The 22,966-nt window shown below is 60.4% G+C and carries 20 protein-coding genes; 19 read left to right on the top strand and 1 reads right to left on the bottom strand.

Annotated features, from left to right (window positions below):
• From ACESLM_RS11300 to ACESLM_RS11270, 7 genes are all read left to right on the top strand, one after another.
• Window positions 1-213: zinc ribbon domain-containing protein (locus ACESLM_RS11300; protein ID WP_372631686.1), on the top strand; the 213-nt coding region annotated here is incomplete at its 5' end.
• A gap of 251 nt (window positions 214-464) precedes the next feature.
• Complete coding sequence (locus ACESLM_RS11295) at window positions 465-1,166, top strand: ABC transporter ATP-binding protein (protein WP_372631685.1); 702 nt, start codon at window positions 465-467, stop codon at window positions 1,164-1,166.
• Entirely contained in the window at window positions 1,141-2,172 is a 1,032-nt protein-coding gene (locus ACESLM_RS11290; protein ID WP_372631684.1) for an efflux RND transporter periplasmic adaptor subunit, read from the top strand. The genes ACESLM_RS11295 and ACESLM_RS11290 overlap by 26 nt, the downstream gene beginning before the upstream one ends.
• 36 nt (window positions 2,173-2,208) lie before the next feature.
• On the top strand, window positions 2,209-5,082 hold the full coding sequence (locus ACESLM_RS11285; RefSeq protein ID WP_372631683.1) for an ABC transporter permease: 2,874 nt from the start codon (window positions 2,209-2,211) through the stop codon (window positions 5,080-5,082).
• A 3-nt stretch (window positions 5,083-5,085) separates the two neighbouring features.
• Window positions 5,086-6,009 carry an ABC transporter ATP-binding protein gene (locus ACESLM_RS11280; protein WP_372631682.1) on the top strand — a complete coding sequence of 308 codons (924 nt, stop codon included), beginning with the start codon at window positions 5,086-5,088 and terminating at the stop codon, window positions 6,007-6,009.
• A gap of 119 nt (window positions 6,010-6,128) precedes the next feature.
• Complete coding sequence (locus ACESLM_RS11275) at window positions 6,129-6,602, top strand: DUF4183 domain-containing protein (RefSeq protein WP_372631681.1); 474 nt, start codon at window positions 6,129-6,131, stop codon at window positions 6,600-6,602.
• Window positions 6,603-6,723: 121 nt separating this feature from the next.
• Window positions 6,724-7,107 (top strand): DUF4183 domain-containing protein, encoded by a 384-nt coding sequence (locus tag ACESLM_RS11270; protein ID WP_372631680.1) that lies wholly within the window; start codon window positions 6,724-6,726, stop codon window positions 7,105-7,107.
• Between the two features lie 409 nt (window positions 7,108-7,516).
• Here the strand turns inward: ACESLM_RS11270 and ACESLM_RS11265 are convergent, their stop codons facing one another.
• Window positions 7,517-8,707, bottom strand: coding sequence for an MFS transporter (locus tag ACESLM_RS11265; RefSeq protein ID WP_372631679.1), 1,191 nt, complete (start codon window positions 8,705-8,707; stop codon window positions 7,517-7,519).
• Between the two features lie 182 nt (window positions 8,708-8,889).
• Between ACESLM_RS11265 and ACESLM_RS11260 the strand changes: the two genes are divergently transcribed.
• The 12 genes from ACESLM_RS11260 (at window position 8,890) to ACESLM_RS11205 (ending at window position 22,901) form a co-directional block, all read left to right on the top strand.
• On the top strand, window positions 8,890-9,486 hold the full coding sequence (locus ACESLM_RS11260) for a PadR family transcriptional regulator (RefSeq protein ID WP_372631678.1): 597 nt from the start codon (window positions 8,890-8,892) through the stop codon (window positions 9,484-9,486).
• Window positions 9,487-9,690: 204 nt separating this feature from the next.
• A complete protein-coding gene (locus ACESLM_RS11255) occupies window positions 9,691-10,278 on the top strand; it encodes a glycerol-3-phosphate responsive antiterminator (RefSeq protein WP_372631677.1) in 588 nt (195 codons plus the stop codon).
• Between the two features lie 285 nt (window positions 10,279-10,563).
• Window positions 10,564-11,454: a carbohydrate ABC transporter permease gene (locus ACESLM_RS11250; protein WP_372631676.1), complete on the top strand. Its 891-nt coding sequence runs from the start codon at window positions 10,564-10,566 to the stop codon at window positions 11,452-11,454.
• Window positions 11,455-11,479: 25 nt separating this feature from the next.
• Complete coding sequence (locus tag ACESLM_RS11245; protein ID WP_372631675.1) at window positions 11,480-12,307, top strand: carbohydrate ABC transporter permease; 828 nt, start codon at window positions 11,480-11,482, stop codon at window positions 12,305-12,307.
• Between the two features lie 51 nt (window positions 12,308-12,358).
• Entirely contained in the window at window positions 12,359-13,663 is a 1,305-nt protein-coding gene (locus tag ACESLM_RS11240; RefSeq protein WP_372631674.1) for an ABC transporter substrate-binding protein, read from the top strand.
• A gap of 25 nt (window positions 13,664-13,688) precedes the next feature.
• Entirely contained in the window at window positions 13,689-14,681 is a 993-nt protein-coding gene (locus ACESLM_RS11235) for a metallophosphoesterase family protein (RefSeq protein WP_372631673.1), read from the top strand.
• 61 nt (window positions 14,682-14,742) lie between these two features.
• On the top strand, window positions 14,743-15,552 hold the full coding sequence (locus ACESLM_RS11230; protein ID WP_372631672.1) for an HAD-IIA family hydrolase: 810 nt from the start codon (window positions 14,743-14,745) through the stop codon (window positions 15,550-15,552).
• 92 nt (window positions 15,553-15,644) lie between these two features.
• On the top strand, window positions 15,645-18,176 hold the full coding sequence (hrpB, locus tag ACESLM_RS11225; RefSeq protein WP_372631671.1) for an ATP-dependent helicase HrpB: 2,532 nt from the start codon (window positions 15,645-15,647) through the stop codon (window positions 18,174-18,176).
• Window positions 18,177-18,411: 235 nt separating this feature from the next.
• Window positions 18,412-18,846 (top strand): ATP-binding protein, encoded by a 435-nt coding sequence (locus ACESLM_RS11220; protein ID WP_372631670.1) that lies wholly within the window; start codon window positions 18,412-18,414, stop codon window positions 18,844-18,846.
• A gap of 66 nt (window positions 18,847-18,912) precedes the next feature.
• Window positions 18,913-19,251: an STAS domain-containing protein gene (locus ACESLM_RS11215; RefSeq protein WP_372631669.1), complete on the top strand. Its 339-nt coding sequence runs from the start codon at window positions 18,913-18,915 to the stop codon at window positions 19,249-19,251.
• A 40-nt stretch (window positions 19,252-19,291) separates the two neighbouring features.
• Entirely contained in the window at window positions 19,292-20,653 is a 1,362-nt protein-coding gene (locus ACESLM_RS11210; protein ID WP_372631668.1) for a PP2C family protein-serine/threonine phosphatase, read from the top strand.
• A 22-nt stretch (window positions 20,654-20,675) separates the two neighbouring features.
• The gene (locus ACESLM_RS11205; protein WP_372631667.1) at window positions 20,676-22,901 is read left to right on the top strand and encodes an ATP-binding protein; all 2,226 of its coding nucleotides are present in this window, start codon (window positions 20,676-20,678) and stop codon (window positions 22,899-22,901) included.
• Window positions 22,902-22,966: the final 65 nt, after the last annotated feature.

The following is a 22,966-nucleotide window of genomic DNA, read 5'->3' as shown; positions in this document are numbered from 1 at the left end:
TACAAGCTGGCCGAACGCGGCAAACGTCTCGTTCGGATCGGCAAATGGTTTCCTTCCAGCAAACGATGCGGCGCTTGCGAGAGGATCCATAAGGAACTGACGCTGAAGGATCGCGTCTGGGTGTGCGACGGTTGCGGCACAACCCATCGAAGGGATGAGAATGCTGCCGGAAACATAAGGACCGAAGGGATAAGAATATTAGGCCTTGCATAGCGCAAGAGAGAACCGCCGGGCTGGCGGGGATCGCCCAGTATGATTAGCTGCGTTGGCAGTTATGTCCTGGGAAGCCCCCACTTCTGCAAGTGGTGGGAGCATGTCACGAGAGAATCTTACATTTGCCGATCATTTCGAACTATATTAAGTAGAGAAATTGACTCCGATTAGGTCTGTGATATAGTGGGTTTAGCATTGAAAATAATGGAAAAGCATTCGGGGAGTCCCGCAACGAGGGGAGAGAATAATCGATGGCAAGCGAGGAGACGGCTGACGGAGAGATCATCCGCGCCGATGGCATTAAGCGCGTGTTCGGCAGAGGCTCGGGAGCGGTCACGGTGCTGAAGGACGTGGATATCCGGCTGTCGCCGGGAAGGCTGGTCGCCCTCAAGGGAAGATCCGGCTCGGGCAAAACGACGCTGATTAACCTGCTAAGCGCGTTGGATCAGCCGACGGAAGGCAAAATCACGTTCGACGGACGGGTGCTTACGTCGATGTCGGGCAAGGAAAGGGACGAGGTCAGGCGCAAGGAGATGGGGCTGATTTTCCAATCGTTCGCCCTGATTCCGTTAATGTCGGCTTACGAGAACGTAGAGTTCGTGCTGCGCGTTGCGGGTTATCCGGCACAGGAACGCAAGCAGGCCGCCGTCCAGGCGCTCGAGCGGGTCGGACTGAAGCAGCGGATGCACCATCGGCCGTTCGAGCTGTCGGGAGGAGAGCAGCAGAGAACGGCGATCGCCAGGGCCATCGCGCACAAGCCGAAGCTGATTTTGGCGGACGAGCCTACGGCGGAGCTGGACAGTCGGACCGGCTTGCAAATTATCAAAGTATTCAGAGATCTCGTGGAGCATAGCGGCGTGACGATCGCCTTGACGACGCACGATCCGGCCATCATGGAAATCGTAGACCAAGTATACGAACTGGAGGATGGACAAATTGTCTCGCACTCTTAAAAAAATGATTGCTTTTGGAATCGCTTTCGCGATCGTCGGCGCCCTGTCCGGCTGCTCGCTGCTGCCCCGGGAGGAAGAGGAGCTTAAGCCGCCCCTCGTCAAGCCGCGGCAGGAAAACTATTCGACGGTTACCGCGGAGAAAGGCACGATCGTCAAGGCGATCTCCGGCAGCGGCGTATTCGAATCCGTCTCGACAAGCATCGCCCAGTTCTCGGGGCAAGGGGGCAGAATCGACGAGATCCTGGTCAAATCCGGCGATCAGGTGAAGAAGGGCGATCTGCTCGTGCAATTGATCGTGGACGGGCTCGACATCCAGCTCAAGGAGCAGCAGCTGGCGCTGGAGAAAGCGAAGTACGGGTTCCGGCAAGCGCGCGACTCCGACGAGCAGGCGTTCAAGATCGCCGGTCTGCAGGTCGAGATCGAGCAGTTGAAGTACGACCGGCTGGCCAAGCAGTTCAACTCCAAGCAGCTCTCCGCCGAGATCGACGGCCAGGTCGTGTTCGCCGAATCGCTCGTCGAAGGCGATTACGTCGAAGCGTATCAGACGCTCGTCACGATCGCCGATCCGTCGAGCCTGCGCCTCTCGCTGCGCGTCGACAACGCGAACGACTTGCGCGAAGTGCAGGTCGGCGTGCCGGCGGAAGTGACCTTGAAGGGCGAGAAGATCGTCGGCACGGTGACGCAGACGCCTTCCTCCGCCCCGGAAACGATGAATCAGCAGCTGGCCGAGAAATACGCCAGAACGTTGTACATCGAATTGCCGAGCTTGCCGAAGGAAGCCAAAATCGGCTCGATCGCGGACGTGAAGATCATCACGCAGCAGCGGGAGGGCATCGTGAAAATTCCGCGAAGCGGCCTGCGCTCGTACTTGGGACGAAACTTCGTGCGCGTGCTGGAGGACGGCGAACGGCTGCGCGAGGTCGACGTAGAGCCCGGCCTGGTCGGCTCCACGGAAGTGGAGATCGTGAAGGGACTCGAGGAAGGCCAGATCGTCGTGCTGCAATAACAGGTTCGCATTCGGGTCGCAAGGGAGGTTGCGCTTTTGGCTTTGTTCATCATGATCATCCGTAAAATGATCAACAACAAATGGCTAGTATCGAGCCTGTTTTTCGGCATTCTCATGACCGTGGCGCTCGTCGGCACGATGCCGATCTATTCCGAAGCGATTTTGAGCCGCATGCTCGTCAAGGATCTGGAGACGTTTCAGACCGAGAGGGGGACCTATCCCGGACAGCACTGGTCGCTGGTCGGGTTCTATAACGAAGATCAGGAGAGACGGCAGTCGGTGATCGAAACGTTGGACCGGTACATGGAGCAGACCGCCGGCCCGGGCTTCGGCATTCCGGTGAAGGAGCTGGTGAAGGAGCGGCGAAGCAAGTCGGTGCAGCTCGTCCCGGTGCAAGAGCCGGATAAGAAAAAAGCGCCTACGACGACGATCCGCGCCTACAGCGACTTCGAGAAGCACATCAAAGTCGTGGACGGCCGGCTGCCCGCCAAGCAGCCCGTGGACGGCGTCTACGAGGTCATGCTTACGGAACAGGCGCTGATCCGGTTCGGGCTCGTGCTCGATCAGGAGATGCTGCTGAGGGACAACAGCATTCAGGGCACGATTAAGATCAAGCCCGTCGGCATGTTCACGAAGCTGGAATACGACGATCCGTACTTCCGGAATACGAGCCTGAGCGATCTGGGGGCCGCGTTCGTCGCCGACGCCGAGCTGTTCGAGAACGAGTTTATTCGGGCGGGCAGAGTGCCGGTCAGCGCCAGCGGCTGGTATTTCGTGCTGGACTACACGAAGATGGAGCTTCGCAACGTAAATGACTTCATTGCGACGGACAAGGCGATCCGGGCCGAAGCGCAGTCGAGATCGGCCGCGTTCCAGTCCGAGTTCTCCGCTCCGACGATTCCTACGATCGAGAAATATTTCGAGCGCTCGAAGCAGCTCGGCAAGCTGATGTGGTCCCTGAACGTGCCGGTGCTGATCATGCTCGGCTTCTATATGTTCATGGTGTCCAATCTGATCATCGATCGCCAGAAGAACGAGATCGCCGTCCTGCGAAGTCGGGGGGCGGCCAGATGGCAGGTGGTCGCGTCGTTCGCGATCGAAGGAGCGCTGCTCTGCGGCGCGGCTTGGCTGATCGGCCCGTTCATCGGCTTATGGCTGACGAAGGTGCTGGGCGCGTCCAACGGGTTCCTGGAATTCGTGCAGCGGTCCCGGATGACGGTTCGCTTGAACGAGCAGGCGTTCCTGTACGGAGGCATCGCCGCCGCGGCCGCGTTCCTGATGATGCTCGTGCCCGTGCTGCTCGCCACGCGGGTCTCGATCGTCGGCCACAAGCAGCAGCTGGCGAGAATGCAGAAGACGCCGTTCTGGCACAAGGCGTTTCTGGACGTGTTGGCGCTCGCCGCCGCTTTCTACGGACTTTACACGTTCCGCAACCGGCTGAAGGACCTGCAGAGCCTCGGCCTCGGCGCGGACGATCTGAATCTCGACCCCTTGCAGTTCGTCATGCCGGCCCTGTTCGTCGTCGGCGCGGGGCTGCTGCTGCTAAGGCTGTACCCGCTCATGCTGAAGTTCATTTACTGGGCCGGGCGCAAGTGGTGGCCTCCGTCCCTGTACGCTACGCTCATTCAGGTCGGGAGGTCGAGCAGCCAGTATCAGTTTCTGATGGTTTTCCTGATTATGACGATCGCGATCGGCGTGTTCAGCGCAGGGGCCGCCCGCACGATCAATATCAATACGGAAGAGCGCATTCGTTACGGCAACGGAGCGGACATCGTCCTTCAGTCCCAATGGCCCAACGACAAACCGCCTCCGGCCCCGCCGGGAGGCCCTCCTGCACCGGAGCCCCCCGCGACGAACAAACCTGTTCACTACTTGGAGCCTTCGTTCGATCCGTTCCGGAAGCTGGTCGGCGTCGAGGAGGCCGCGAAGGTGTTCGTGAAAGAGGACGCCGCGTTCTCGGCCGGAGACCAGATGGGGAGAGTCCGGCTGATCGGCATCGACACGGACGACTTCGGACGAACGGCTTGGTTTCCCGACCATCTGCTCGATTATCCGCTTTACGAATATTTGAATTTGATCGCGTCGGATCCCCGGGGCGTGCTCATTTCCAAAACGATGGCGGACCAACGGGGACTGAAAAAGGGCGATACAATCAACATCGGGTGGGAGAACGTCAACTATCAGCCGTTCATCGTTTTCGGCATCGTCGATTATTTTCCGACGTTTAATCCGAATCCGCCTCTGGGCACCGTCACTTCAGCCGACAAGAGCGGGCTTAACTCCGCCCCGATGCTCGTCGTCGGCAATTTGAACCGTATCCAATTCCTGCTTGCGCTGGAGCCTTACCGGGTGTGGCTGAAGCTGAAGCCGGACGTGTCGACGAACGAGCTGTACGAGAGCATCGCCGAGCAGAAAATACCGCTGACGAGCATCGTCAATACGAAGGAAGAGCTGATCAAGGCGAAGAACGATCCGTTCCTGCTGGCCTTGAACGGGATTTTGACGCTGGGCTTCATCATTTCCATTATGATCAGCTTCGTCGGGTTTCTGCTGTATTGGATCTTGTCGCTCAAAGGCCGGACGCTGCAAAACGGAATCATGCGCGCGATCGGAGTGTCGCTGCGTCAGCTGATCGGCATGCTGGCGCTGGAGCAGCTGCTGACGTCGGGAGCGGCGGTGCTGATCGGCATTCTGATCGGGAACTTGGCCAGCACGCTGTACGTGCCGAACTTCCAGATCGCGTTCAACCCGGGAAGCCTCGTGCCGCCGTTCAAGGTGATTTTCGAATCGATCGACTTCATGAGGCTGTATTCCGTCGTAGGCGCCATGCTGGCGATCGGGCTCGGCATTCTGTCTTACATGCTCTCCCGTATCCGGGTCCATCAAGCGCTCAAGCTGGGGGAGGACTGACCGATGATTACTTGCGAAGGCTTGGTCAAAATCTACAAAGCCGCCGATCTCGAAGTGTTCGCCCTGCAAGGCTTGGACTTGCAGATTGAAGCCGGCGAGCTGATGGCGATCATCGGCAACAGCGGCAGCGGCAAGTCCACGCTGATGAATATGCTCGGCGGACTGGACCGGCCGACGGCCGGCAAGCTGGAGATCGACGGCAAGAACATGCTGAAGATGAGCGAGCGGGATCTCGTGCGCTACAAGCGGGAAAGCGTCGGCTTCGTTTGGCAGAACAACGCGCGCAATCTGATTCCTTACTTGACCGCGCTCGAGAACGTGGAGCTGCCGATTCTGCTCAAGGGCAGACGCAAGCGGCTTCGCGCGCTGGAGCTGCTCGAGGCGGTCGGGCTGACCCACCGCAAGAACAACAAGCTGCATCAGCTGTCCGGGGGAGAGCAGCAGCGGGTGGCGATCGCCATCGCGCTGGCCAACCATCCGAAGCTGCTGCTCGCCGACGAGCCGACCGGCTCGGTCGATTCGAAGATGGCCGACCAGATTCTCGATCTGTTCCGCGAGCTCAACCGGACGATCGGCATTACCGTCGTCATCGTCACGCACGACCCGCTGCTCGCGAGGAAGGTCGACCGGGTCGTCGCGATCCGCGACGGCAAAATTTCCTCGGAAATGCTCCGGCGCAAGTCCTACGCGGAAGAGCTGGCCGAGCTTGAGCTGGGCATCGCCCAGTCGGAGGAGGATTCCCACGTCGAGTACGCGATTCTAGACAAGGCGGGCCGCCTTCAGGTGCCGGCCGCCTACCTGGAATCGATCGGAGTCAAGGATTCGAACAAAATCAAGCTGGAGCTGGCCGACGGCAAAATTATGCTGACCTCTCCGGAAGCGCCCGCCTCCAAACCGGGGAACGAACCGGAAGGAAATCGCGGATAACCGCCGTCTGAGCCCGGATAAGAAGAATCCCCCTTCGGCGTGGCCGATGGCCCGGCTCCGTGCTCTGCCCTTCGCATAAGTTGAACGAGAGAAGGACTTGGAAGGGAGGGTACGGACTCGTGCGCAAGCGAGGGAAGCTGTCCAGGTGCGTCAGACGGCGAAAGCGATGCTGCAAGTGCTGCCGCTGCGTCAAGCGCCGCCGATTGGCGAAAAGAACGAAGCGCGGGGGAACGCGCGCCGGCCGCGGCTGGCGAAACCGCAGGCGGGGCGCGGCTGCGGTACGCGTCCGACCCGTAAGCGTGTTTCCGGCCGTTACGCGGCATTTTCACGTATTGCCCGCGGATTTGGACTTCCGCGTAGAAGTTGCGATTCCGGCGACCGCTTTCGTGAACGACGACGGGGCTCCGTCGACTGAGCTGCCGATCGCCGGAGAGCAGGGGTACTACAACCTGTACGTCAACGGCGTTATGCAGCAGGGCAAGCTGTACCGCGTGGCTCCGGACGCCGTCTCGATCGCCGCGACCGGACAGACGCTGAAGGCGGGAACCGCGATCGTGCTGGAGACGGTGAGATTTCGCGCGGAGGCAGGGTGAAATGGGGGAGATGACGGCAGGATTAGCCCTATCAACCGCCGGATTCGGACATAAGCTATAAAGACTTCCGAAAGAACCGGGAAGTCCAGTCCGTCCCAAACGGGGAAAGGGGGAGAATGCCATGGCTCTTACGATATTCAATATCGCGGTTACGGTCGAAGCCACCGCGGAGACGACCTCCAATCCCGCCGTTTCCAAGTATTTCTACGTCGTGCCCGCGCCGGTTACGGTCACGAACGCGGCGCCGCTCGTACTGGCGGCAACAAGCTTCTTTACGGATTCGGGCGTCGCGGCGGCTGCGTTCGAGGCGGTCGCCGCGAACAACGGCTACAGCACGGTGTACGTGAACGGCGTGCCGCAAATGGCCGACTTGATCACTCTTTCGACGACGACGCTGACGTTGACTCCGGAGGATGGGGAGACGGTCGAGCTGGACATCAATACGCCGATCGTGCTGGAAATCGTCAACCTTGATCCGGAGACGACGGTGACGGTCACGACGTAATTCGCTTTCGACAGGCGGGCTGTCCCGTAAAAGCAAAGCCGTACTAAGTGATGAGCGATGGGTAGGCGTTCCGCGCATCTGATGCTATACCAGAAGGTAGATGCGCTTCTCGCTTCTTCGATCGTCTTGTACGCCCCTGCTTACGGGACAGCCCTTCGTAGTATTAGCCTACCGGATCGTGCTGGTTGGCCTGTGCTTATGGTCATTCTATGATGGCAGCCCCGTCATATAGCCGCGTGATTGCTTGCTCCAACAGCATAAACACGCCGCGTCTACGCCAGGCTCGGAAAAGGGCGACTTTCGCTTTTTAAAAATCTCATTCCGTAAACTTCCGCTAAATGGAGGTTTATTTGTTATGTCTCTCTACGACTTGCCAAACTGCCTGCTTGAAAAGGCATTAGCTGTTTTTTTATCCTTTCCGTTCGGGAACGCCGCGTCTACTTCCTAGCCGTTGAACGGCTAATAGATATAAAGCGGCTACGGCCCCCCACACGGCGTAGGAGTAACTAAGCCCGAGCCGATCGGCGAGCGCGCCGCCTCCGATCGGACCGAGCATCATTCCGATCGAGTAAGCGGTATTGTAAACAGCAAAGGTGACGCCGTAAGACGATTGTCCGCTGTTGTCCGCGATATCGGCAAGCGCGGGAAGGGAAGCCGCCAGCACCGTTCCCATGCTTACGCCCAGCAGGGCCATGGATGCGGCCTGCATCCACATGGAGGTCGGCCATGCGGCTAAAGGCAGACTGATTGCAATAAGGATCAGCCCGAGCGATATCGTTATTCGGTGGCCGAAACGATTGGACAGCTTGCCGATAAGAGGGGTGGCAAGGCCGTAGGTCAGCGTCGGAACCGCGAACAGCATGCCGACGAAGCCAGGTTCGGCCTGGAATTTTTCTTTCAAATGCACGGGGCGCGTCGGTACCAGAATGCACGGAACCGACGCTCCGATCATCACGACTCCGGCGACGATCAGCAGCCGAGAGCTGCGCATCAAGCTAAGGGGGGACAGATGGCCTTCGGATTTGCGGTCCGGTAAGTCGCGCAGCAGGACGAGGCGTACTATGCCGTCGATCAGAGCCAGGCCGGCAGCGAACAAGAAAGGAAGAGCGTACCCGCCGAGCTGATAGAGCCATCCTCCTACGGTCGGACCTAGCAGAATTCCCGCCGCCTGACCCGATAACGCGATGCCCAGCGCCTTTCCGCGCTGCTCGGAAGGATATAGGTCGGCTAGAAGAGCCAGTCCGGATGTCCACGTCACGGCTGCGGCTATGCCTTGAAGGATGCGAGCAGCAACCAGAAGCCAATAGCTGTCGGCGAAGGCGAACAGCAGCGTTGCCGCGGCCAGCCCGAGCAGACCCCACAGCAGCGGCCCGCGGCGTCCGATCCGATCGGAGAGCGCGCCGCAAATCGGCGTAGCAACGAACATTGCGACGGCATAACTGCCGAATAGCAAGCCGATATCGGTCTGGGAAGCGCCGAGCGAGACGGCGTATTCCGGCAAAATGGGCACAACGAGGCCGTAGATCAGCATATCGAGAAATATGGCGGTGGCGACGACGAAGAGAGCGGCTTTTTGTTTTCTTGACGAAAGCTTTGTCATGTTGATCCCCTCACACTAAAATTTTAATAATATAATTATAATACTAAAACTTTAGTATTTGACAAGACTATTTTTACATAGCGGGCAGACTGCATCGCGGGACTTCTTCTCGATTAGCTTTACTTGCCGGCAAGCTCGAATGTATTATGAAGATACAGTGCACAGGAAGCGGAGAAAAATTCATGACGAATGTAATGGTGCTCGGGCTGCTGTTGAAGTACGGCGCGATGTCGGGTTACGAAATTCAGCAAAAGATGCAGATGGCCAAGACGGACAAATGGGCATACGTTCAGCCAGCCTCGATCTACCACGCCTTGCGAAAGCTGGACAAGGACGGCTTTGTTCATTTGCAGACGATCGAGCAGACGGGTAATCGCTCGAAAGCGATCTATTCCATCACGGACAAAGGACGGTCGGAGTTCGAGCGGATGCTCATCCGTTCGTTCAAAAAATCCTCGGTCGTATTTCCTACGGCTCTGTATACCGTGCTGACGTTTATCGACGAGGCATCGCGCGAGGAAATCGTCGGAGCGCTCGACGTACAGCGGCTCGCGATTCAAAGCCTGTACGACGAAATGAAGGCGGGAGAGCGGGAAAAGGAGCAGTATTATGAAGTGCCCGACAATGTAAGGCTTATTTTTCAGAATATCTACGACCAATGCCGGCTGCAGTTGAGCTTTTTGGAAGAACTGAAACGTCAAATGCAAAATGAAGCGGCTCCAAGCGGAGTTTCGACTAATCAAACGGCGCTGCCGGCGAAAGCGGACGAAAAATCATAAGGCGGACCGATACTTCGATAACGCTCTTGCATTCGTCCTTGCGGCGATGCGGGAGCTTTTTTCCCATGACCGGAAGGTTTGAAACGTCGAGCGGTTGTCGTGAATAATTTTACGCAAAGCTGAGTTAAAACGGATATCCCGCGAACATTCCGCGCCAATAATTAAAGCATAAGCACGAGATAACCATGTGGGAGTAGAGACTGTATGCAGCTGCTGCACAAAATCGGGGGCCATCCGATCATCGCCGCCGTCCGCCGGGCAGAGGACTTGAACGACGCGCTGGACAGCGCGGTGGACAACCTTTTTTTCATGGGGGGGACCGTCAAGGAAATCGTAGACAGCGTTCGCCTGACGAAGCAGGCCGGCAAAGGGGCGTTCGTCCACATCGATCTGATTCGTGGGTTGTCCAGCACCGATCGGGAGAGCGTCGAATGGATCGCCGAATACGCTGGAGCGGACGGCATTGTTACGCCCAAGGGGCATTTGATCAAGGAGGCGAAGCGCTGCGGCCTGTTCGGCATCCTCCATCTGTTCGTCATCGATTCCGGCGCGCTGGAGAACGGGTTGAAGCTGTGCCGCCAGTTGGAACCGGACGGCGTCGAGCTGATGCCCGGAGTGATCGACAAAATCATCCGAACGTTCGCTGCGGATCTGGAAAGGACTCCGCTCGTCGCCAGCGGTCTGATCGGGACGGAAGCCGAGGCGTCCGCCGCGTTGGCGGCGGGAGCGACGTCTCTGTCGGTGAGCGGCAAAGCGTTGTGGAACCTGTCTTTTGCGCAGCTAGGAGGCTGACCGCGGTCCGGCGGGCCCTGGGGATGCGAACGAAAGACTCGCGATTTTAACGATCGCTTGACAATGCGATAATACGCCGATAAACAACTAGGATTAACCTAGAGACATATCTGCTGCGGCAGCTAACGATCCATCCGCAATCGATCCGAATCCTTGCGGTTTTTGTTTAGAGTGATGTCTAAGAGAAAGCTCTGAACAACAATCATACAGGCTTATTGCCTCTATGTATTGTTGGGACGAGCTTTTTCTCATTTTTTGCCCACTTAAGGAAGGAGGTTCGTCTGGATGAAGCTCTTCATCGGCTATCGTCGAAAAATGCTGTTATTGCCCTTTCTCTTTCTAGTGCCTGCCCTGCTGCTGTACGCCGTTTTCTTCGTCTATCCTTTCCTGTTTACGTTCCTGCTCAGCTTCCAGCAGTGGGACATGATCAGCCCGGACCGAACTTTCGCCGGTTTGTCGAACTATGCGGAGCTGCTGCGCGACGAAGTATTCTGGATGTCCTTGCGCAATACGTTCCTGTACCTGCTTATGACGATGCCGGTCTCGATCGGGCTCGGCCTCGGGCTGGCCCTGCTGATGGAGAGTCTGTCGAGAGGGCGGGCGGCGTACCGGTTTCTATTCTACTTGCCGGTCGTCTCCCCGATCGCCGTTGTCGCGATCCTCTGGAGCTTGATGTACGATCATCGGCGCGGAGTCGTCAACATGCTGCTCACGTTCTTCGGCATCGACGGACCGAACTGGCTGTCGGACGCCACCGCTTCCTTATGGGCAGTGGCGATCGTCGGCATCTGGAGAAGCTTCGGGTACGAGACGCTGCTGTATGTGTCGGGGCTGAAATCGATCGACAAAGGACTGTACGAGGCCGCTTCGATCGATGGGGCAGGCCGGCTGAGCCGATTGGTTCATATTACGCTGCCGCTTCTGTCGCCGATCACGCTGTTCATGGTTATCATGGGCGTCATCTCTTCGTTCCAGAATTTTACGCTGATTAAGATTATGACGGGCGGCGGCCCGAACAATTCGTCGAACGTCCTGGTGCATCAATTATATCAGGAAGCGTTTCAGTTTTTCAGCATCGGCAAAGCGGCCGCCATCTCGGTCATTCTGTTTGCCATCGTCCTGTTAATTTCGTCCGCGCAGCTCCGTTTGTCCCGCAGCGCGGTTCACTATTCCTGACCATCGATCAAAGGAGGCAACCGCAATGACGCGTTATTGGAAGTCGATGGAGGAGACGATCAAGCATATGCTGCTCGTCGCGCTTGCGCTGCTGACGATGGTGCCGATTATCTGGATGGCATCGATCTCGCTAAGGTCGGAGGAATACGTCTTCTCCGGGCACATCGTTTGGACAGGACCTCTGCACTGGGAGGGCTACGTCAAGGCGCTGACCGAGGTCCCCTTTTTCCGGTGGCTGGCCAACAGCCTGCGCATCGGCGCGCTGCAGACGCTCGGCCAAATGTTCGTCGGCGTCTGCGCGGCTTTCGCCTTCGCTTATTACCGTTTCCCGGGCCGGGACATTCTGTTCTTGTTCGTGCTGATGACGATGATGATCCCGATGCAGGTAACCCTCGTGCCGACGTATTTGATCGTGAATCAGATGAACGCGCTGAACACGCTGGCCGGCGTTGTCGTGCCGCATCTGGCGAGCGGATTCGCGATATTCCTGCTGCGCCAATCGTTCCTGGGGATTCCCAAGGAACTGGCGGAGGCGGCCGCAATGGATGGAGCCGGCGCCTTCCGGGTGCTGTGGACGGTGTACGTCCGCATGTCCGGCACGATGCTCTGGACGCTGGGCGTCATCGCGTTTCTGGCGAATTTTAACGAGTTCAACTGGCCGCTTCTCGTGCTGACCGATCCGGATCAAATGCCGCTGCCGCTGGCCTTTCAATATTTCCGCACCGAGACGCAGATGGACTGGGGGGCTACGATGGCGATCGCGGCGTTGTCTATGGTTCCGGTGCTGGCACTGTATCTGATCGCCCAGCGCCATATCGTCGACGGTTTCGCCCAGAGCGGCCTGAAAGGTTAGCCGGAACCCGCTCTGGTTCACATAAAGACATAAAAGAGGAGAGAAATCGACATGAAAAAAACAATGATGGGACTGCTGTTGCTCTCGCTATCCGTTGCGGCGTCGGCTTGCGGATCCGGTTCGAACGGGGCGTCGCCACCGGCATCGCCTTCCGGGTCGGGGGGCGCGGCGTCGCTGCAACCCTCCGAACCGGTGGAAATCGAATTTTGGAACATATGGGGCGGCGAGCTGATCGACTCCCTCGTCAACGAGTACAACAGCTCGCAGAGCAAGGTGAAGGTCAAATCGGTGTTCGTTCAGAACGGCTACGAGGGGATCGTGGAGAAGCTGCAGGTGCAGGCGGCGGCCAAGAAGCTGCCGGATATCGTATCGAATGGCCTGCTCTACACCCGGTTTGCCAATGACGTGATGCATGCGTCGCCGCTCGAGCCGTTCATCGAGCGGGACGGGTACGACATGTCGGACTTTTTCCCCACCATGTTGAATTTGGGCAAGAACGAGCAGGGGCAGTTGATCGGACTGCCGTATGGCATCAGCACGCCGATTCTGTATTATAACGCCGATCATTTCCAAGCGGCCGGGCTGGATCCGGACAACCCGCCGCAGACGTGGGAGGAGTTCCCGGAAGTCGCCAAGCAGTTGACCCGCGACGGTCATTACGGAGCGAGCGTGCCGATCGATTTCGGCTGGCTGTACCAGGCGCTTATGGAGACGTACGGCGGCAGCATGATGTCCGCTGACGGGAAGACGGTCGGCCTTGATTCCGAAGCAAGCGTGAACGCCGTCCAGGCGGTGGTCGATATGGTCAAAACCGACCAATCGATGCCGCTGCTGCAGCTGATGCAGACATTCGAATCGATGGCGAAGGGCGATGTCTCCATGCTGGCCAATACGACGGCCGGTCTCGGCACGATCTTGCCGACGGCGCAATTCGACTTGCGGACGGCGCCTTTCCCGACCTACGGCGGCGAACGCGTCGTGCCGGCAGGCGGTGCGAACCTGATGATCTTCGCTCAGGACCCGGTTAAGCAGGAGGCGGCATGGGAATTCCTCAAATTCCTGATCGATCCGAAGCGGTCCGTTCAAATTTCGAAATCCACCGGCTACATGGTATCGCGCCAATCGGCGTTGGACGAGCCCGAGATGCAGAAGTTTTTGGAGGAGAATCCGGTTTACAAGGCGACGTACGGACAGATCGACGAGATGGTGCCTTGGTTCAACTTCCCCGGCACGGGCGGCACCCGCGTCCAGAAGATCATATCGGATCAGATCCAGGCCGCGCTGCAGGGCCAGAAGACGCCCGAGGACGCCATGAAGGAAGCGGCCAAACAGGCAAACGCGCTGATTCAACCTTAATCATCCATTGCGGGAGGTATCGGATATGACGAATAAACGAGATCTTATTATCGACGATACGAAATTCAGTACGAAAAAAGGGCCGTGGTTCGGCGAGCTGCCGGTCCCACGGGGCGGCGATTACGACTTCGCCTTCATCAGCGACCGGACCGGCGGCGCCGTGCACGGAATGTTCGAGAAAGGACTGGAAGCCGCGAAGAAGCTGAATCCCGATTTTATCGTCTCGATCGGCGATCTGGTGGAAGGGTACTGGACGGACGAGGCGGAAGCGCATGAGGAATGGGATCGCATCGATCCGCTGCTCGCCGGACTCGGCGTCCCGGTATTCCAAACGGTCGGCAACCACGATTACGGGACGGAAGCGATGATCCGAGTGTGGCGCGAACGCAAAGGGATCGACTATTATGCGTTCCGCTATGACCGGACGCTGTTTCTGATCGCGAACACGGAGACGGCTCCGCTGCCGCTGCCCGAGGCGATGCTGGAGCTCATTCAGCGGGCTAACCGGGAGTTGATCCGCAATCCGCAGGCGCTGTTCGTCGACCTGATTGGGGATTTGGCCGGCGACGGCGTTCCGGCGGAGGCCTGGACAATGAACGAGGATACGCTCATTCACCCGCATCTGAGCGACGAACAGATCGACTTTTTCGAACGGGTGCTCGCGGATAACGCCGATGTCGACTGGACGTTCGTCTGCCTGCATCAGCCCGCCTGGAAGAAGCCGGACCCGATCTTCGAACGGCTGGAGCGGCTGCTGGAGGACCGCCCTTACACCGTTGTGTCCGGTCACGTGCATTATTTGGAAGTCACCGAGAAGCGCGGACGTCAATATATTCAGATGGGCAAAACGGGCGGGCTGCATTGCTTCGAAGGACAGGGCGACATCCACCACATCCTGTCCGTCAAGATGCGCGGAGGAGCGCCGCGGTTCGAGGTCATCCTGCTGGAGGGCGAGGGTGGTACGGACACGCTGGACGCTTATACGAAAAGGGCGGCGGATACCAAGCAGACCGCTTAACGCGCTTCAGACTGCGGCAAATCGAGACCTGATAGATCGGAGTTATAGGATGAATCGATGGATGAACGGAATTCGCGCGTTGTTTTTCGACCTCGACGGCTGCATCTATTTCGGACGCAGGCTGGCCGAACGGGCCAACGACTTGCTGGACCTGCTTCGCGGCAGGGGCTATCGGATCGGTTTTATTACGAATAATTCGCGGGAAAGCGCCGCGGAAATCCGCGGTAAGCTGACGAGCATGGGGCTTCGTCTTGAAGACGAACTGATCGTCAGCGCTACGGAAGCGGTTGCCGCTTATTTGAAGGACGCGTTCGGTCCAGTGGCGGTGAAGGCGTCGGGAAGCGCGAGCCTGACCGCGGCGCTGGCGAACGCGGGCCATCGCGTATTGGAATGGACGGCGCCCGATCCCGCCGACTTTGTCGTCGTCGGCCGAGACACGGAGTTCGATTACCGAAGGCTGGAGCGGATCGTCCATGAGTTCGCCCTGGGCGCGCGCATCATCAGCACCAATCCGGACTACTCGCACCCGGGCGAGGACGGGCGTCTCATTCCCGAGACGGGCTCGCTGCTCGCTTCGGTCGAGTCGATCACGGGCCGCCCGGCTTTGAGTGTCGGCAAGCCGAATGCTTGGCTGTACGAGCTGGCGATGAGCAAGTACGGCGTCGCTCCTGCCGAGTGCGTCATGATCGGGGACAATCTGGCCACCGACATCGCGGGCGCGGATCGGGCCGGAATGAAGACGGTATGGGTGCGCCACGCCTTCCAGCCGATGCGGGACGGGGACCATCGCCCCGTCGTCCCGACGGTGACGGTAGACGTGCTGTCCGAACTGTATGAACTTCTTCTATGCGAGAACGACATGGCGCGATAAGGAAAATGGCAAGCGAGCGGATGCGGATCGTCCCCGTTTCGCATCGCTTCCGAAAATGGTAAGCTGTCAACGATGAAACATTCAAGCTTGCCATGGAGCGGAAGGAGCAATCGGGCGTGAGGTTTTATTCGCCTTTACCTATAGATGAAGCGCTGCCGGAGTTAAAGCGGGCGCTGGCCGAGCGAAGCAACGCCGTACTGATCGCCGAGCCGGGAGCGGGGAAGACGACGAGGGTGCCGCTTGCCCTGCTCGGGGAGAGCTGGCTGCAAGGCCGCAAAATCGTCATGCTGGAGCCTCGCAGGCTCGCGGCCAGAAGCTCGGCCGCCTATATGGCGCGGGCGCTGGGGGAGCAAGTCGGCGGGACGGTCGGCTACCGGGTGAAAATGGACACGAAGGTCGGCGAAGGTACGCGGATCGAAGTTGTGACGGAGGGTGTGCTGACCCGGATGCTTCAGTCGGACCCCGCGCTGGAAGGCGTAGGGCTCGTTATTTTCGACGAGTATCACGAGAGGAGCCTGCAGGCGGACTTGGGCCTGGCTCTGTGCCTGCAATCGCAGGCGCTGCTGCGGGAAGATTTGAAGCTGCTCGTTATGAGCGCGACGCTCGAAGCGGAGCCGGTATCCGAGCTGCTCGGAGGAGCTTCGGTCGTGCGCAGCGCCGGACGGAGCTTCCCGGTGGACACCGTGTACAGGCCGAGGCCGGCGGGAGAGAAAGCGGAAGAGGCGGTGGCCCGGGCGGCGCTCGACGCGCTGCGCGCGCACGAAGGGGACGTGCTGGCGTTTCTGCCGGGCGTCGGGGAAATCCGGACGGCGGAAGCGCTGCTGAGGGAGAGGCTGCGCGGCTCGGCGCTGGGCGCTCGCGTGCTGCCTCTGCACGGAAGCCTGTCGCCGGAGGAGCAGGACAGGGCGCTGACTCCGCTTCCCGAGGGGGAGCGAAAAATCGTGCTGGCGACTTCCGTAGCCGAGACGAGCTTGACGGTGGAGGGCGTAACGGTCGTTATCGACAGCGGGCTGATGCGCGTGTCCCGATTTTCGCCGCGCACGGGCATGTCGAGGCTGGACACCGTTACGGTGTCCGCGGCATCCGCGGACCAGCGCAGGGGGCGCGCGGGGAGACTTCGCCCGGGGACGTGCTACCGGTTGTGGAGTGTCGAGCAGCAGTCGGCCTTGCCGCCTCGCAGCTTGCCTGAAATTGCGGAGGCGGATCTGGCGCCGCTGCTGCTCGAACTGGCCGTATGGGGAGTCGGCGACCCGGGGGAGCTGGCATGGCTGGACGCGCCTCCCTCCCCGGCCGTACAGCAAGCCCGCGAGCTGCTGGTCCAATTAGGGGCGCTGGAGGCGGACGGCGGGAAGGTTACGGTGCACGGCCGCAAAATGAGCGAGCTGGGCAAGCATCCCCGAATCGCCCACATGCTGCTTCGCGCGCAGCCGCTCGGACTGGGCGGGCTGGCGTGCGAAATGGCCGTCGTGCTCGGAGAGCGGGATCTGCTTCGGTATTCCGGCGGACAAGCGCCGACGGCGGATTTGCGGGCCAGAATTGAGGCGCTGCGCGGCTACGGCGCGTACGCCGCGGACGAGGGAGCGCGGAGACGGCTGGCGGAGGAAGCTCGGAGATTGCGGCGGGAGCTGGGAGCGGGGGCGTCCGATGAAGGCGCAGAGCGGGCGGACGATTGCGGCCTGCTGCTCGCCTTTGCGTACCCCGACCGCATCGGCCGCCGGAGGGACAGCGGCAAGTACCTGCTCAGCGGCGGACGCGGCGCGGAGTTCGCTCCGGGGCAGGCGCTGGCGCTGGAGCCGTGGATCGTCGTCGCCGACGTCGACGACGCGGGGGCGGACAGTCGGATCAGGCTTGCCGCTCCGGTGTCGGCGGATCGCCTCGCCGCGAACGCGCCGGAGGCGTTCGCCGTCGAATCGGACGTCTTCTGGGACGCCGAGGCCAAGGCGGTTCGCGGGCGGGAACGCCGGAAGCTGGGCGCGATCGTGCTGGAAGAGAAGCCGATCGGCAAGCTGCCGGAGGAGAAGCGACTGCAAGCGCTGCTGGAGGGGATACGCTCCGAAGGGCTGGAGATGCTGCCGTGGACGAAGGCGGCTCGCCAGTTCCAGGAGCGGGCGTCGTTCGCGCGCCGTCACGACGATTCATGGCCGGATCTGTCCGACGAGGCGCTGCTGGCGACGCTGGAGGAATGGCTGGCGGGCTATGCCGAAGGGATGAAAAGCCGGAGCGATCTGCAGCGGCTGAACGTGAAGGAGCTGCTGGAGGCGATGCTGCCGTGGGAGCGGCGGCGCCGCCTGGACGAGGAAGCGCCGACGCATTGGACGGTGCCCAGCGGCTCGCGCATCCCGATCGACTACGGAGATCCCGACGCGCCGTTCGCGGCGGTGCGGCTGCAGGAGCTGTTCGGCTTGCCGGAGACGCCGCGCATCGCGGGCGGGCGCGTGCCGCTGACGCTTCATCTGCTGTCGCCGGCGCAGCGGCCCGTCCAGGTGACGCGGGATTTGGCGAGCTTCTGGAGCAACGCTTATTTCGAGGTGCGCAAAGATTTGAAAGGGCGCTACCCGAAGCATTACTGGCCGGACAACCCGCTCGAAGCGGAAGCGACCCGGCGCGTCCGTCCCCGGCAGTAGCGAATGGGGCTCCCTCGAACGTTTCCGTTTTTCGTCCAACTCACCTCCGTGTTCAACGCGAAGAGAGCAGCGAAGGCCCCGTGCCGATCGCTGCTCTCTCTTTTTCTCCGCGTCAGTTTTTCTTCCGTCTCGGCTCGGTTTCGTCAAAAACTGCATTAAAATGCCATGTCGATATGATATGATGGATAAAGCGGAAAAAACTCGAACGCCGGCGAACGGGAGCGGGGGTGGCGTAATGACGGGCAAGGAAGAAGACCGCACGGAAGAGGCGGTCATTCGGCTGGACAACCGGTTGGACGAGCTGGAGCGTTTGCATGCGTTTTTCGAGGAGATTGGCGTGCGCTCGAATTGGCCTGACCGCTTGAAATTCGACATGACGCTCAGCTGCGAGGAGCTGCTGACGAACACGATCAACTACGGATTCCCGCAAGGCGGGCGGCATGTCATTACGCTGTCCGTGCAATCGCTTCCGGCCGTCGTCGAGATCAGGCTGGAGGACGAGGGAGTGCCTTTTAACCCGCTGGAGTTCGAGGAACCGGACCTGTCGCTGGACCTGGAAGAGCGGACGGTCGGGGGACTGGGCATTTTCTTCGCGAAAAGGCTGATGAACGAGTTCATCTACGAGCGCACGGATACAGGCAATCTAGTCATTCTTCGTAAAACGATCTGACATCGCGGGCCGGCTTTCGCCTTAGGGAGACCGGTTCGGTTCAACGCATTCGGGAGGAGATTATCCATGATTATCGTAACGACGCAGCGCGAAGGCGCGGCCATTATGAGCATAGAGGGACGGTTGGACGGCCAGCACGCGCAGACGGCGGAAGCTTCTTTCCTCGCTTTGACCGCGGAAGGCAACACCCGTTTCGTATTCGATTTCTCGGCGATGCCATACATAAGCAGCGCGGGGCTGCGCGTCGTGCTGGTGGCGGCGAAAAAGGTCAGAAGCCTGCAAGGAAAGCTTATCTGCGCCAGCATGAACGAACAAGTGCGCGACGTGTTCGAGATGTCGGGCTTCCTGAGCATTCTGGAAACGGCGGATTCGACGGAAGAGGCGCTTGAACGATTAAAAGCTTAAGCCGCGCGCTTGCCGCGAACCGGCGAAAGTAGGGGAACGCATGGATGGACAATGGGTGGCCGCGGGCGCCGGCGCGCTTGTCGGGGCGGCGGCCGGAGCGGGAGCGCTGTATGCGGTGCTGCGGATGCGTTTTCGTCGAATGAAAGCGCTGCTGGAGATCAGCATGCAGCTCAATTCGACGCTGAAGCGCAGGGAACAGATGGAACTCATTATGAATACGGCCAAGCGGGTGCTTCCGGTGGAAGCGGCTTCGGTGCTGCTAGTCGATCCCGAGACGGACGAGCTGTTTTTCGAGCTCGCCCAGGGAGAGAAGGGGGCGGAGGTTCGCGAGATCCGGCTGAAGCCGGGCGAAGGCATTGCCGGGCGCGTGGCGAAAAGCGGGCAGAGCCTGATCGTCAACGACACGAAGAACGATCCGCGCTGGTCCAACCGGGTTGCGGAGCGAACCGGGTTCGAAACCCGCAATCTGCTGACGGTGCCGATCGTCAACCGCGACAAGGTCGAGGGCGTGCTGCAGGTCATCAATAAGAAGGGCGGCAAGTTCACGACCCGCGACCGGCTGCTGCTCGAACAGGTAGCTCGTCCGATGGCGGTCTCCCTGGAGAACGCGAGGCTGTACGCCAAAGTCGAGGAGTCGCTCGCGGAGCTGCAATCGACGACGGCGATCAAGGAGCGGCTGGAGAGCGAGCTGCAGGTGGCGGGCACGATCCAGATGAGCTTCCTGCCCCGGACGATGCCTTCGGCGTACGAGCCTTACGACGTCTGCGCGCTGCTCAAGTCGGCCAAGGAAGTCGGGGGAGACTTCTACAATTTCTTCAAAATCGATGACGACCATCTGTTCTTCGCGCTTGGCGACGTTTCGGACAAGGGCATTCCGGCCGCGCTGTTCATGGCGGTCACGTTGACGCTGCTGAAGGGGAAAATGGGCCCGGGCCTGTCGCCCGGCGAGCTGCTGACGATGGTCAACGACGAGCTGGCGCGCGACAATCCGCTCGTATTCGCGACGATCGTCTGCGGCGTGTATACGTGCTCCACGGGCGAGCTGGTCATGAGCGAGGGCGGCCACTGCACGCCGTACGTCGTGCGCGCCAGCGGCGCGATCGAGCCGGTGAAGCTGAGAAAAAGTCTGCCGCTCGCCGCGATGGAGGACGCCGTCTACCACGACGGGCGCCTGTCGCTGGAGCCGGGGGACCGCTTGCTGCTGTACACCGACGGCATTACGGAAGCGGAGAACGCGGCGCAGGAGCAGTATTCGTCCGAGCGGCTGCGGGAGTTTCTCGAGATGACGCCGGGCATGTCCAGCGCCGAGACGATCGACGCGCTGCTTATGCATGTGTTCATGTTCGCGGACGGGGCGCCGCAGTCGGACGACATTGCGGTGCTGACTTTGATGCGGCGTTAGGTGTCGGTGAGGGAGGAACTAGGTGGAAGTGGCACAAGTTGAACCGTTTCTGAATGCGCAAGATCATCTGGCCGCCGAGCTGGCATGGCTGGACGCGGGGCTGCTGATGCTGCTGGAGCTGGGCGGGGGCAATCCGTTCGCGCAGCCGCTGATCGGCCCGAGGGGGCTCGTCGTCACCGCGCAGGAGCTGATGGAGCCGGAGCCGGGCGAAACGGAAGCGCCGCCGGAAGCGTGGCTGCGTTACGTTCGCGATCGCCGGGCGCACGAGAGGGAGATCGCGCTTGCCGCCGAGGCTTCCATACGTGCCGGCGTGGAGCTGCCGCTGTCGCTGCTTTGCGCCAGGCTTCGCCTTACCGTGTGGGAGCGACGCCTCGTCGTGCTCTGCCTTGCCGCGGAAACGAGCCGGAAATACGAGAAATGGTATGCGTATTTCAACGACGATATTACGTGCAAGGCGCCGACGCCGGATTTCGCGTATCGGTTTCTTTGCGATTCGGAAGATGAGGTTTCCGAGGCCAGGGCGCTGCTAAGAGGCGCCGGAAGGGTGCGGGACCTGCTGCTCGAACCGGAAGAGCCGTACGGAGGCGGGGGAGGACAGGTTCGGCCGAAGCTGAAGACGGCGCTGCGCCTGGACGAGCGGACGATCAGCTATTTGCTGCGCTCGGAGACGCTCGACGGCCGCCTGAGAGGCATCGTCGAAGCGTACGAGCCGCGGGCGCTCGAAGAGCTCCCCGCGCTGCTTCCGGACGATCCGGTCATGCGTTCGCTGCAAGGTCTGGCGGACGGAGGCGCGTCGGCGAGGGGCCGGGCGCCGTTCGTGCATCTGTCCGGTCCGTCCGGCGGAGGCAAGCGTCTGCGCTTCGTTCATCTGGCTGCGGCACGAGGGCAGCGACTGCTCGTCGTACGTCTTCGCAGCTTGCCGGAGGAGGCCGACCGGGCGGAAGCGGCCCTGGCGAGAATCGTCCGCGAAGCGGTGCTGACCGGAGCGGGCATCGTCTTCCGGGAGGAGCACGCGATCGCCGGAACGGCGGTTGCGTATCGCGAAGCGCTGGCAGCGGCTTTGAACCGCTATGTTCGCTATGCGGCGATGCCTCTGATCGGCTGGACGTCGCATATTCGTCGCCAGCCTTCGGAGCTGCCGGTTCCGGAGGAGGCGGGCTGGATTTACGGAGAAGCCGGCATTCCGCCCGCTTCCGTCCGGGAGGCGTTCTGGCAGGCGGAGGCGATGGACGTCGCCGGCGGCTACGTCCCTTCGACGTGGCGGGAGCTGGCGGACAAGTACCGTTTCACTCCCGGCCAGATCGGCAGCGCTTGGCGGCAGGCGTTGGCGCTCGCCGCGAGCCGGGGAGCCGGGCTGCCGGAACGGGACGAGATCGAGGCGGCTTGCCGCGGGCAGTTCCGGCATCGGCTGGCGCAGCTCGCCGACCGGATCGCGCCGGCGAGATCGTGGGAAGACCTCGTGCTCGCAGACGAGCCGTACTCGCTCATCCGCGAAGCCTGCGACCGCTTCCTGCATCGCGAGACCGTGTACGAGCGGTGGGGATTCGGGCGCAAGCTGCCGTACGGCAAAGGGCTTAGCCTGCTGTTCGCCGGACCGCCCGGCACCGGAAAGACGATGGCCGCCGAAATCATCGCCGGAGAGCTGGGCCTGGAGCTGTACCGGATCGACCTGTCGAGAATCGTGAGTAAGTACATCGGCGAGACGGAGCAGCGGCTCAGCGAGCTGTTCGCGGAGGCGGAGAACAGCGGGGCGATTTTGTTCTTCGACGAGGGAGACGCCTTGTTCGGCAAACGGACGGAGGTCAAGGACGCGCACGACAAATACGCCAACCTGGAAGCGGCCTATTTGCTGCAGCGGATCGAGGCGTACGACGGAGTGTCGATTCTGGCGACCAACCTGCTTCAGAACATGGACGAGGCGCTGATCCGGAGGATGAGCTTCGTCGTGAAGTTTCCTTTTCCCGACGCAGCCGAGCGGGAGCGCATTTTCCGGGTTCATCTTCCGCCGGAGGCTCCGGTGTCTCCCGATGTCGATCTGGCGTTTCTGGCCGCGCGGCTGGAGGTGTCCGGGGGCTATATCAAGAACATCGCGCTGGCTGCCGCATTCCTTGCGGCGGGCTCCGGGAAGCCGATCGGAATGGAGCATTTCATCCGCGCGGCGAGGCAGGAACTGCAGAAAATGGGGAAAATTCTCGTGAAAGAAAGTTTCTCCCCGTATTTAGACGAAGAAAACGTAACATTTGGATAGTCACCCTGTTGTTTTACCGCTATAATAAAGTCGAAATGTAGAATTTTTTAGAAATTTTTCAGATT

This window comes from Cohnella sp. (assembly GCF_041641335.1).
Taxonomy (GTDB): domain Bacteria; phylum Bacillota; class Bacilli; order Paenibacillales; family Paenibacillaceae; genus Cohnella.
This window is presented reverse-complemented; position numbering and strand designations above follow the sequence as displayed.

Excerpts from the sequence above, each read along its gene's own strand:
- ACESLM_RS11240 (WP_372631674.1), top strand. The coding sequence starts at position 12,359 with ATGAAAAAAACAATGATGGGACTGCTGTTGCTCTCGCTATCCGTTGCG.
- ACESLM_RS11235 (WP_372631673.1), top strand. The coding sequence starts at position 13,689 with ATGACGAATAAACGAGATCTTATTATCGACGATACGAAATTCAGTACG.
- ACESLM_RS11265 (WP_372631679.1), bottom strand. The coding sequence starts at position 8,707 with ATGACAAAGCTTTCGTCAAGAAAACAAAAAGCCGCTCTCTTCGTCGTC.
- ACESLM_RS11255 (WP_372631677.1), top strand. The coding sequence starts at position 9,691 with ATGCAGCTGCTGCACAAAATCGGGGGCCATCCGATCATCGCCGCCGTC.
- ACESLM_RS11290 (WP_372631684.1), top strand. The coding sequence starts at position 1,141 with ATGGACAAATTGTCTCGCACTCTTAAAAAAATGATTGCTTTTGGAATC.
- ACESLM_RS11215 (WP_372631669.1), top strand. The coding sequence starts at position 18,913 with ATGATTATCGTAACGACGCAGCGCGAAGGCGCGGCCATTATGAGCATA.
- ACESLM_RS11245 (WP_372631675.1), top strand. The coding sequence starts at position 11,480 with ATGACGCGTTATTGGAAGTCGATGGAGGAGACGATCAAGCATATGCTG.
- ACESLM_RS11260 (WP_372631678.1), top strand. The coding sequence starts at position 8,890 with ATGACGAATGTAATGGTGCTCGGGCTGCTGTTGAAGTACGGCGCGATG.
- hrpB (WP_372631671.1), top strand. The coding sequence starts at position 15,645 with ATGGAGCGGAAGGAGCAATCGGGCGTGAGGTTTTATTCGCCTTTACCT.
- ACESLM_RS11230 (WP_372631672.1), top strand. The coding sequence starts at position 14,743 with ATGAACGGAATTCGCGCGTTGTTTTTCGACCTCGACGGCTGCATCTAT.
- ACESLM_RS11210 (WP_372631668.1), top strand. The coding sequence starts at position 19,292 with ATGGATGGACAATGGGTGGCCGCGGGCGCCGGCGCGCTTGTCGGGGCG.
- ACESLM_RS11280 (WP_372631682.1), top strand. The coding sequence starts at position 5,086 with ATGATTACTTGCGAAGGCTTGGTCAAAATCTACAAAGCCGCCGATCTC.
- ACESLM_RS11250 (WP_372631676.1), top strand. The coding sequence starts at position 10,564 with ATGAAGCTCTTCATCGGCTATCGTCGAAAAATGCTGTTATTGCCCTTT.
- ACESLM_RS11220 (WP_372631670.1), top strand. The coding sequence starts at position 18,412 with ATGACGGGCAAGGAAGAAGACCGCACGGAAGAGGCGGTCATTCGGCTG.
- ACESLM_RS11295 (WP_372631685.1), top strand. The coding sequence starts at position 465 with ATGGCAAGCGAGGAGACGGCTGACGGAGAGATCATCCGCGCCGATGGC.
- ACESLM_RS11270 (WP_372631680.1), top strand. The coding sequence starts at position 6,724 with ATGGCTCTTACGATATTCAATATCGCGGTTACGGTCGAAGCCACCGCG.